8 protein-coding genes are annotated in these 10,778 nt (G+C 72.0%); 6 read left to right on the top strand and 2 right to left on the bottom strand.

Features of this window, described 5'->3' with window-relative positions; all coding sequences use genetic code 11:
• The coding region (locus B4M60_RS13010; protein WP_291084726.1) for a MarR family winged helix-turn-helix transcriptional regulator at nucleotides 1-404 on the bottom strand (404 nt) is incomplete at its 3' end.
• A gap of 133 nt (nucleotides 405-537) precedes the next feature.
• On the opposite strand from B4M60_RS13010, the gene B4M60_RS13015 reads away from it, so the two are divergent.
• Together B4M60_RS13015 and B4M60_RS13020 are read left to right on the top strand one after the other, a co-directional pair.
• Nucleotides 538-2,088, top strand: a complete 1,551-nt coding sequence (locus B4M60_RS13015; protein WP_291084729.1) for a succinate CoA transferase — start codon at nucleotides 538-540, stop codon at nucleotides 2,086-2,088.
• Nucleotides 2,089-2,127: 39 nt separating this feature from the next.
• Entirely contained in the window at nucleotides 2,128-3,528 is a 1,401-nt protein-coding gene (locus B4M60_RS13020) for an acyclic terpene utilization AtuA family protein (RefSeq protein ID WP_291084731.1), read from the top strand.
• 27 nt (nucleotides 3,529-3,555) lie between these two features.
• Here B4M60_RS13020 and B4M60_RS13025 read toward each other — a convergent pair whose 3' ends face one another.
• Nucleotides 3,556-5,163, bottom strand: a complete 1,608-nt coding sequence (locus B4M60_RS13025; RefSeq protein WP_291084734.1) for a class I adenylate-forming enzyme family protein — start codon at nucleotides 5,161-5,163, stop codon at nucleotides 3,556-3,558.
• 130 nt (nucleotides 5,164-5,293) lie between these two features.
• Between B4M60_RS13025 and B4M60_RS13030 the strand changes: the two genes are divergently transcribed.
• Genes B4M60_RS13030 through B4M60_RS13045 form a run of 4 tightly spaced genes read left to right on the top strand, consistent with a single transcriptional unit; the run spans nucleotide 5,294 to nucleotide 10,684 of the window.
• Nucleotides 5,294-6,121, top strand: coding sequence for a TIGR03084 family metal-binding protein (locus tag B4M60_RS13030; protein WP_291084736.1), 828 nt, complete (start codon nucleotides 5,294-5,296; stop codon nucleotides 6,119-6,121).
• Nucleotides 6,118-7,914, top strand: a complete 1,797-nt coding sequence (locus B4M60_RS13035; RefSeq protein WP_291084739.1) for an acyclic terpene utilization AtuA family protein — start codon at nucleotides 6,118-6,120, stop codon at nucleotides 7,912-7,914. Before B4M60_RS13030 ends, B4M60_RS13035 begins: the two co-directional genes overlap by 4 nt.
• The gene (locus B4M60_RS13040; RefSeq protein WP_291084742.1) at nucleotides 7,911-9,089 is read left to right on the top strand and encodes an acyl-CoA dehydrogenase family protein; all 1,179 of its coding nucleotides are present in this window, start codon (nucleotides 7,911-7,913) and stop codon (nucleotides 9,087-9,089) included. The genes B4M60_RS13035 and B4M60_RS13040 overlap by 4 nt, the downstream gene beginning before the upstream one ends.
• Nucleotides 9,086-10,684, top strand: coding sequence for an acyl-CoA carboxylase subunit beta (locus B4M60_RS13045; RefSeq protein ID WP_291084746.1), 1,599 nt, complete (start codon nucleotides 9,086-9,088; stop codon nucleotides 10,682-10,684). The genes B4M60_RS13040 and B4M60_RS13045 overlap by 4 nt, the downstream gene beginning before the upstream one ends.
• Nucleotides 10,685-10,778 lie beyond the last annotated feature (94 nt).

Genomic DNA, 10,778 nt, shown 5'->3' on the forward strand with positions numbered 1-10,778 from the left:
GCCGCCGTGGCCTCGGCCACGACCCGCCTGCCCTGCTCGGTGATCTCCACGAGGGTCGTGCGGCCGTCGGTGGGATGCGGGCGACGTTCCACCAACCCGGCGTCGAGGAGACGCTTCATGGCGCTGGTGACGCTCGTGACGTGGACCTGGAGCCGCTCGGAGGCCTTGGTGATCGGCAGCGAGCCGGAGCGGGAGAACGCCAGCAGCCGCAGGAGTTCGTAGCGGGGGAAGGACAGGTTCCACGGCCGCAGGGTCTCCTCCACCCGGGCGAGCAGGATCTGGTGCGCGCGCATCACCGAGGTCACCACCGTCATCCCCCGGGCGGCATCGGCCCAGCCCTCGCGCTCCCAGTTGGCGCGGGCCTGGTCGATGCGGTCGGGGATCGGGGCGGTCCTGGGGGGCACGGCTCACTCCTGGAGGACGCGGCTGGCGCGGCGGACTGGTGGTGTGCCGAGTCTATCCCCACAGGCCAGGCGTCCTGAGCCGCCCCCGGGGCGTCGATGCGTGGCGATCCCGCCTCGGCGATAGGCTCGGATGATGACCAGCTCTGACCACCGGACGGGACCGTCCTACGATCCCTCCAGGATCCGGCACGACCACTTCCGGAGCCTCGTCACCGATGCCGCCACGGCGGTCGCGCAGATCGGGGACGGCGACACCGTCGCGATCAGCGGCTTCGCCAGCGCCGGCACCCCCAAGGCCTTCGCCCCCGCCCTCGCGGACCGCATCCGGGCGATCCGGGCGGCGGGCGGGAGGATGAGCGTCAACCTGCTCACCGGTGCCTCCGTGGCCAACGAGGCGGAAGCCGTCCTCGCCGAGGTCGACGGGGTGGCGTTGCGGATGCCGTACCAGAGCGAGCCCACCGCGCGGCGGAAGATCAACTCCGGTTCCGTGGACTACGTGGACATCCACCTGTCACACGTGGCCCAGCAGGTGTGGGAGGGCTACTACGGGGACGTGGACGTCGCGGTGGTCGAGGTCGCGGCCATCACCGAGGACGGCAGGCTCGTGCCGTCGATGTCGGTGGGCAACAACAAGACCTGGCTCGACGTGGCGGACAAGGTGATCCTCGAGGTCAACTCGTGGGTCCCGCTCGGGGTGGAGGGCATGCACGACGTCTACTACGGGACGGCCCTGCCGCCGGACCGCCGGCCGATCATGCTCACCCGCCCCGACGACCGCATCGGACAGGCCCACCTCGAGGTGGACCCGGCCAAGGTCATCGCGGTGGTCCCGACCGACCAACGGGACTCCGAGAGCGCGCTGGCCGCCCCGGACGCGGTCAGCGAGGCCATCGCCGGCCACGTGGTGGACTTCTTCCGACACGAGGTCGCGCGCGGCCGCCTGCCGGAGGGGAGCCTGCTGCCCCTCCAGGCCGGAATCGGAAACGTCGCCAACGCCGTCCTCGCAGGCCTCGCGGCGGGGCCGTTCTCCGAGCTCACGTGCTACTCGGAGGTCATCCAGGACTCGATGCTCCGGCTCATCAGGGAGGGCAAGGTCGCGCACGCCTCGGCCACCTCGCTCGCCCTGTCGGGGCAGGGGCTGGTCGAGCTGGTCGGCAACATCGACCTCTACCGCCGTCACATCACCCTGCGTCCCCAGGAGATCAGCAACCATCCCGAGATCGTCCGGCGTCTGGGCGTCATCGGCATGAACGGCATGCTCGAGGCCGACGTCTACGGCAACGTCAACTCGACCCACGTGGGCGGTACCCGGATCATGAACGGCATCGGCGGCTCGGGGGACTTCACCCGCAACGCCTACGTGTCGATGTTCCTCAGCCCGTCCACGGCCAGGAACGGCTCGATCTCGGCGATCGTGCCGATGGTCCCGCACGTCGACCACACCGAGCACGACGTGCAGGTGATCGTCACCGAACACGGGCTGGCGGACCTGCGTGGGCTGAGCCCCCGCAGGAGGTCCGGCGTGATCGTGGACCGGTGCGCGGACCCGTCCTTCCGGCCGCTCCTGCACGACTACCTCGATCGGGCGCGGGCCCGGCCCGACGCGGGTCACACGCCGCATATCCTCGGTGAGGCGTTCTCGTTCCACACCCGGCTCGCCGAGACCGGGAGCATGCTGGGGTAGGCGTGTCCGCCCCCCCGACAGGACCCATCCGGAGGATTGATGACGACAACCCCGAGCCCGCTGCGCATCGGCAACGTCTCCGCCTCGCGGACCGACCGGGCCACGGCGACGGCGGAGTTCCTCGGCGCCGCGTCCCTGGACGTCCTCGCGCTGGACATGCTGTCGGACGAGGCGATGCTCGCGCTGGCCGCGGCGAGGTCCGGGGGAGGGCCGGGATACGAGCCCGCCGCGCTGGTCCAGTTGGGCGAGTGCCTGGACCTCATCGGCGCCGGGGGGGTGCGGATCGTCACCAACGCCGGGGCGTTGGATCCGGAGGGGCTCGCCGTGGAGCTGAGGGCGCGGGCCTCCGACGCGGGGATCGACCTGCTGGTGGCGGCCGTCGATTCCGGCGACGTGACCGACCGCGCCGTCGAGCTGGGCCTCGGCGAGGCTGACGTCGCCACGGTCCGCCACGGGGCGTTCGGGATCTCGCGGGCCCTGGCCGCCGGGGCGAACGTGGTCGTCACGGGTCGCGTGAGCCGGGAGGCGCTGGTCACCGGCGCGGCCGCCGCCCACCACGGGTGGACGTCGTCCGCGCTCGACGCCCTCGCCGGCTCCGTCGCCGTGGGGCACGTCCTCTCCGGAGGCCCGGGCGCGACGGGGGTGGTCGACTCGTCGACCGATGTCACCCGGACCACCGATCCCGTCGCGGGCGGCTACCCGATCGCCGAGATCGCCCCGGACGGCTCGGCCGTCATCACCCGTCATCCCTCCGCGTTCGGCTCCGTGACCGTCGGTACCGTCACCGACCAGCTCCTGGACGGGGTGGCGGGCGTCCGCTACGCCGCGCCCGACGTGGTCCTGCGGCTCGACACGGTCCGACTCGCGCAGGAGGGTACCGACCGCGTCCGCCTCAGCGGGGCCCGCGGCGAACCCGCCCCGCCCGTCGTGGCCGTGGTGGCCATGAGGAAGGGGCCCGGGCACCCGCTCCGCGTGGCGAGACCCCTCGCCCAGGAGGACTCCGGCCACTCGGTGGTGCTCCCCGGCGGGGAACGGGTCGCGGTGCCGGTCCCGCCGGAGACGGCGGACATCGGCCCGGGGGAGCTCCCCGCGGCGTGGTCCCCCGGCACCGTGCCCGGGGGGCCACCGAGGACGTCGGCGCTGGGCTCGGTCGCCGGTGTGCGCCGCGGCGTGGTCGGCCGGGGGGTCAACATCGCCGTGTGGACGTGGGACGACTCCGCCTTCGCGTGGCTGGCCGGAGAGCTCACGCAGGAGCGGTTCCGGGAGCTGCTGCCCGGCCTGGAGGGCATGGAGACCCGCCGCTACCTGCTGCCCAACCTCCGTGCGGTGAATCTCGTGGCCCGCCCGCCGCAGGGCGGGGTGCTCGAGTCCGGGCTGGGGGCCGACCTCGCCGCCGCGCGCCTGGAGATCCCGGGCGAGCTCCTCGAGGTCGACCCCTGACTCAGGTCGTGCGGGGGGCGCGTCGACCTACCTGACGCCGCGCAGCTCCACCTTGCGGATCTTGCCCGTCGCGGTGCGGGGGATCGCGTCGGTCACCACGACGTCGCGCGGCCGGTGTGACGAGGTGAGCCGCTCGGCCCCGAACTCCATCACGGAGGCCACCAACTCGTCGTCGTCGGACGCGCCCTCGGCCGGGACCACCACCACCGTCACGAGCTCGCCCCACGTCGGGTCGGGCCGGCCCACACACGCGACCTCGGCGACGTGCGGGTGGTCCAGGAGGACCCGCTCGACGTGGAGCGAGGACACGTTCTCGCCGCCGGACTTGACGATGTCCTTGACGCGGTCGGCGAACCACACCACGCCGTCGGCGTCGATCCGCCCGAGGTCGCCCGAGTGCAGGTGCCCGCCCACGAACACCTCGGCGTTGGCCTGCGGGTTGTTCCAGTAGCCCTCCATGACGGTGGGGCCGCGGTAGGCGATCTCGCCCTCCTCGTCGGTGGCCAGGAGCGCCTCGCCGCCCGGCTCGCAGATGCGGTTCTGGGCGATCGGGGTGGGGTAGCCCCAGGAGTCGGACTTGTCGGGGTTGAGCTCGGGCCACTGCATCACCGTGGCGGGCGTGCACTCGCTCATCCCGGACCCCAGGACGATCTTCGCGTCGGGGAGCGCCGCCTCGAGCCGCCTGCGCATCTCCTCGGACATCGGGGCCATGGCGTACAGGAGGACCTCGATGGAGGAGAGGTCCAGACCGCGGTCGGCGCCCCCCGCGAGCGACTCGAGCATGAGGGGAAGGCCCACGAGGTGGGTGGCCCGGACCCTCGCGACGGTGTCGGCGTACTGCGTGGGGTCGAAGCCGGCCAGGAGGTGGACCGTCGCGCCCATGGTGATCGCGGGGACCAGGACGCCGTTGAGCCCGGCCGTGTGGAAGAGGGGGAGCGGGCACACCGTCACCGACCCCTGCGCACCCCACTTCAGTCCGAAGACCGCGCCGTTGCCCAGCCCGGCCATGGTCACCGCGAGGTGGGAGGTGAGGACGCCCTTGGGGCGCGAGGTGGTGCCGGAGGAGTAGAGGCACTGGACCACCTGGCGGTCGGCGATCACGGTGTCGGGGTTCGAGTCGTCGTCCGAGAGCAGGTCGTCCCAGCCGATCAGTGCGGGACCGTCGGCGGGTGCCTCCAGCCCCTCCGGGACACCCCCGACGACGACGACGGTGCGGATCGACGGGATACCCGCGACCGCTCCCATGACCAACTCCGCGAGTGAGCCGTGGACCAGCAGGATGCGCGTGCCGGAGTCGGTCAGGGCGTGCGCGATGTTGTCCAGTCCGGAGAGCAGGTTGATAGGCAGGGCCACCATCCCGGCCTTGGCCGCACCGAAGTAGGTCGCCACGAACTCGCGGCAGTTGGTGGACAGGATCGACACCGGATCCTCGGCCTCGATGCCGAGTTCGACCAGGCCGTGCGCCACGCGGTTGGCCACGGATTCGAGCTCGGCGAAGGTCCAGGAGCCCGCGTCGTCGGTGACAGCGGTCCGGCCGGCGAACGTGGCCGCCGCCCGGGTCGGTATGTCGCCCACCGAACAGCGTCGGGCGAGGGCGTGGTCCGTGGGGTCCATCCCGGTGAGGTCTAGGCGCACGATTTCTCCAGTGGGTCGGGGTGTCCCTGCTCCGGAAGTGATCGGGATCACCGCTGATCACAGGGTGGTAAAGCGGCGGCGGAAAAGCAAGCAAGCGCGCTTGCTTTATTTCGCTCGGGATGGAAGCCTGATGCGCATGCAGAAGGACACCCAGACCCCCGCCAGCGAGGACCCGCACGCCGCCCTCGCCGCGCTCAACGCCCGAGTGGACGAGCTCGTCGAGGCCGCCGGTCCCGAGCGCTGGACCACCGACACCCCGGCCGAGGGCTGGGACGTCGGAATGCAGATCGCCCACCTCGCGTGGACCGACGAGGTCTCCGTGACGGCCATCAACGACGCGGACGCGTTCCAGGCCGTGGTGGAGTCCGCCATGGCCGACCCGACCGGGTTCGTCGACGTCGGGGCCGCCGAGATCGCCGCCACCGGGCGCGACGAGGTCCTGGCCAGGTGGCGCCTGGCCCGCGGCGAGCTCGCCGACGCGCTCAAGGCCGCCGACCCGGGGGACCAGATCCCGTGGTTCGGGCCGCCGATGCGGCCCAAGTCCATGACCACGGCCCGGATCATGGAGACCTGGGCCCACGGGGTCGACGTCGCCGACGCGCTCGGCGTCGCCGTGGACACCGACCCGGCCTTCCTCGGCGCGCTGCCCCACGTGGCCCGGTTGGGCTTCAAGACCCGCGCCTTCGCCTACATGATGAACGGGCTCGAGGCCCCGGCCTCCGAGATCCACGTGGCCCTCACCCAGGCCGACGGCAGCGTCCTCGAGTTCGGCACCGCCGGCGCCGAGCAGACGGTCACCGGACCGATCCTCGACTTCTGCCTGCTCGTCACCCAGCGTGTCCACCTCGACGACACCGCCCTCGTGGCGGTCGGCGAGGACGCGCTGGGGTGGCTGCGTATCGCCCAGGCCTTCGCCGGACTCCCCGGTGGCGGCCGTGAGAAGGGAGCACGGGCATGACCGGACGGGACGTCACCGCGCCACTGCGCGTCGGAAACATGTCGGGTTTCTACGGCGACCGCATCTCCGCGATGCGCGAGATGCTCGAGGGGGGTGAACTCGACGTCCTCACCGGCGACTACCTCGCCGAGCTCACCATGCTCATCCTCGGTCGTGACCGGATGAAGAGCCCCGATCTCGGGTACGCCAAGACCTTCCTGCGTCAGCTCGAGGACTGCCTCGGGCTCGCGCTGGAGAAGAACGTCACGATCGTCGCCAACGCCGGTGGGCTCAACCCGGCCGCGCTGGCCGGCGCGGTCCGCGAGCTCGGGACCCGACTGGGCCTGGCGCCCAGGGTCGCGCACGTCGAGGGTGACGACCTCATCGCCCGGGTCGGCGAACTCGCCATCCCGGCCGACGCCGGCTTCCCCGTCACCGCCAACGCCTACCTCGGTGGCTTCGGCATCGCCCGCTGCCTCGACGCCGGCGCCGACATCGTCGTCACCGGTCGCGTCACCGACGCCTCGGTCATCGTCGGGCCCGCCATCAGCCACTTCGGCTGGACCCGCGCCGACCTCGACGCGATGGCCGGGGCCACCGCCGCCGGACACGTGATCGAGTGCGGCACCCAGGCCACCGGCGGCAACTACTCGTTCTTCAACCGCGGCGAGATCAGCGACCCCGTCACGCCCGGTTTCCCGATCGCCGAGATCTTCGCCGACGGCACCTCGGTCATCACCAAGCACGCCGGCACCGGCGGAGCGGTCACGGTCGGCACCGTCACCTCGCAGTTGCTCTACGAGGTCACCGGCGCCCGCTACGGCGGCCCCGACGTGGTCACCCGCCTCGACACCGCCGTCGTCGAGCAGGAGGGCCCGGACCGCGTCCGGATCTCCGGGGTGCGCGGCGAGACCGCCCCCACCACCACCAAGGTGTCGGTCACGTGCCTCGCCGGGTTCCGCAACGAGCTGACCTTCCTGCTCACCGGCCTCGACATCGAGGACAAGGCGGCCCTGGTCGAGCGCCAGTTCCTCGCCGGACTCGCCACGCGCCCCGCGGAGATCGACTTCCGGCTCCAGCGCACCGACCACCCCGACGCCGACACGCAGGCCGCCGCCACCGCGATGCTCACCATCGTGGCGTGGGACCCGGACAAGGACGTGGTGGGCCGGGCGTTCTCCGACGCCGCCGTGGCCATGACGCTGTCCAGCTACCCGGGTGCCACGCCCAGCGCGCCCCCGGGCCGCGGCGGTCCGTACGGCGTCTACATCCCCGCCTACCTGGCCCAGGGGGAGATCCCGCACGTCGCGGTGCTGCCCGACGGGACCCGGGTGGACATCGCGCCCCCGGAGACCATGGTGGAGATGGGGGACGGGCACGCCTCCGACGGCCTCGACGCCGACGGCGCACCGCTGCCCGCGTCCGCGCCGTGGAGCGGGTCCAGCACCCGGCGCCCGTTGGGTGACGTCCTCGGCGCCCGCTCGGGCGACAAGGGCGGCACCGCCAACATCGGGCTGTGGGCCGGCGACGCCGAGGCCTACCGCTGGATGCGGGACACCCTGACCGTCGACGAGCTGCGCCGTCTGCTCCCGGAGACCGCCGACCTGCCGATCGAGCGGTACGAGCTCCCGCGGCTGGGCGCCGTGAACTTCGTCATCGACGGACTCCTCGGCAAGGGCGTCGCCCACGGCTACCGCTGGGATCCGCAGGCCAAGGGCCTCGCGGAGTGGCTGCGCTCCCGCGTCGTCGACGTCCCCGACACCATCACCGCCCCCGTCCCCGCCGCACCGGCACCCGCGAAGGAGAACGCGTGACCATCCCCCCCCACGTACCAGGTGATCCCTGGTACTCCGAAGAGCGTCTCGCCCTGCGCGAGACCACGACCCGCTTCGCCGAGCGGGAGATCCTGCCCCACCTGGCCGAGTGGGAGGCCGCGGGGGCGATCCCCCGCGAGCTGCACCGCAAGGCGGGCGAGCTGGGCCTGCTCGGGGTCTCCTTCCCCGAGGAGGTCGGCGGCGGCGGCGGAGACGCCATCGACTCGCTGGTCGTGTGCGAGGCGCTGCACGAGGCCGGCGTGTCCGGCGGCGTGTTCGCCTCGCTGTTCACGTGCGGCATCGCCACCCCCCACCTGGCCCAGTCCGGTCGCCCCGACCAGATCGACCGCTGGGTCAAGCCGACCCTCGCCGGCGAGATGATCGGCTCCCTGGCCATCACCGAGCCCGGCGGCGGCTCGGACGTCGGGCACCTCACCACCACCGCCCGCCGGGACGGCGACCACTACGTGGTCAACGGCGCCAAGACCTACATCACCTCCGCCACCCGCGCCGACTTCGTGGTCACCGCGGTCCGCACCGGCGGCGAGGAGCTGAGGGGCGCGGCGGGCGTGAGCCTGCTGGTGATCCCCACCGACACCCCCGGCTTCCACGTCTCGGCGCCGCTCGACAAGCTGGGCTGGCGCGCCTCCGACACCGCCGAGCTGACCTTCACCGACTGCCGCGTGCCGGTGGAGAACCTCGTCGGCGCGGAGAACGACGGGTTCGCCCAGATCGCGATCGGCTTCGTCGGCGAGCGCGCCGCGCTGGCCGCCCAGGGCTACTCCCACGCCCAGCGCTGCCTGGACATCACCCTGGACTGGGTGCGCGAGCGCGAGACCTTCGGCCGCCCGCTGCTGTCCCGTCAGGCCGTGCAGAACACGGTCACCGAGATGGCCCGCCGCATCGACCTCGCCCGCACCTACACGCACCACTGCGTGAACCTGGCGGTGTCGGGGCACGACGCGATCGCCGAGGTCTGCTTTGCCAAGAACACCGCCGTGGAGTGCGCCGAATGGGTCGCCAACCAGGCGGTCCAGCTCTTCGGCGGGCTCGGCTTCATGGCCGAGTCCGAGGTGAGCCGCCAGTACCGCGATGTCCGACTCCTGGGCATCGGCGGAGGCACCACCGAAATCCTGACCACCCTCGCCGGACGACGTTTGGGGTACACCGCATGACAATCCTGCGTTCCACGCTCGACACCACCGGCGCCGACTTCGGCGCCGCCAAGCACGCGATGGAGGCCAAGCTCGAGCAGCTGACCGCCGACCTCGAGCCGGCGCTGGCCGGCGGCGGCGAGCGCAAGGTCGCCCGCCACCGCGAGCGCGGCAAGTTCACCGCTCGCGAGCGGATCGACATGATCCTCGACCGCGAGTCCCCGTTCCTCGAGCTGTGCGCGCTCGCCGCGTGGGGGTCGGACTTCCAGACCGGCGCCTCCGTGGTCGCCGGGATCGGGGTGGTCGAGGGCGTCGAGTGTCTGCTCATCGCCAACGACCCCACGGTCAAGGGCGGCACGTCCAACCCGTGGACGCTGCGCAAGATCCTCCGCCTCAACGACGTGGCCAAGAAGAACCGGCTCCCGGTGATCAGCCTCGTCGAGTCCGGCGGCGCCGACCTGCCCACGCAGAAGGAGGTGTTCGTCCCCGGTGGCGCGCTCTTCCGCGACCTCACCCGGCTCTCCAAGGCGGGCATCCCCACCATCGCCGTGGTGTACGGCAACTCCACCGCCGGCGGCGCGTACGTGCCGGGCATGAGCGACCACGTGGTGATGATCGAGGAGCGCTCGAAGGTGTTCCTCGCCGGACCGCCGCTGGTCAAGGCAGCCACCGGTGAGATCGCCGACGAGGAGACCCTCGGCGGCGCCGACATGCACGCGCGGGTCTCGGGCCTGGCCGACCACTACGCCCTCGACGAGGCCGACGCCGCCCGCATCACCCGCGGCATCGTGCGCCGTTTGAACTGGTCCAAGCGGGGGAGCACCCCCCGCGCCGAGGTCATCGAGCCGCTCTACGCCGCCGAGGACCTGCTCGGCATCGTCCCGGAGGACCTCAAGATCCCCTTCGACCCGCGCGAGATCATCGCCCGGATCGTGGACGGCTCGGACTTCGACGAGTTCAAGCCGATGTACGGCGCGAGCCTGGTGACCGGCTGGGCCGAGATCCACGGCTACCCGGTCGGCATCATCGCCAACGCGCGCGGCGTGCTGTTCAGCGAGGAGGCGCAGAAGGCCACCCAGTTCATCGAGCTGGCCAACCGCTACGACACCCCGCTGCTGTTCATGCACAACACCACCGGCTACATGGTGGGTTCCGAGTACGAGCGCGGCGGCATCATCAAGCACGGCGCGATGATGATCAACGCCGTCTCCAACTCCGAGGTCCCGCACCTCTCGCTCATCACGGCGGCCTCCTACGGCGCCGGCCACTACGGCATGTGCGGCCGCGCGTTCGACCCGCGCTTCCTCTACACCTGGCCCAGCTCCAAGTCGGCCGTCATGGGCGCGCAGCAGCTCGCCGACGTCGTCACCTCCGTGGCCGCGGCGGCGTCCGCCGCCCGCGGCGAGGAGATGGCCCAGGACACGATCGACGGCCTCAAGACGATGATCTCCGACCAGATCGAGAAGGAGTCGTTGCCGGCGTTCCTGTCCGGGATGCTCTACGACGACGGCGTCATCGACCCCCGCGACACCCGGACAGTGCTGGGCCTCAGCCTGTCCGCGATCCACTCCGGAGAAGTCGCCGGAACCGACCGCTTCGGCGTCTTCCGGATGTGAGGAACGAAACCATGAGCACACTCAATCCCACCCCCTCGGCCACCCGCGCGCCGATCACCTCGGTCCTGGTGGCCAACCGCGGCGAGATCGCCCG

The organism is Dietzia sp. UBA5065 (genome assembly GCA_002415925.1).
Lineage (GTDB): Bacteria > Actinomycetota > Actinomycetes > Mycobacteriales > Mycobacteriaceae > Dietzia.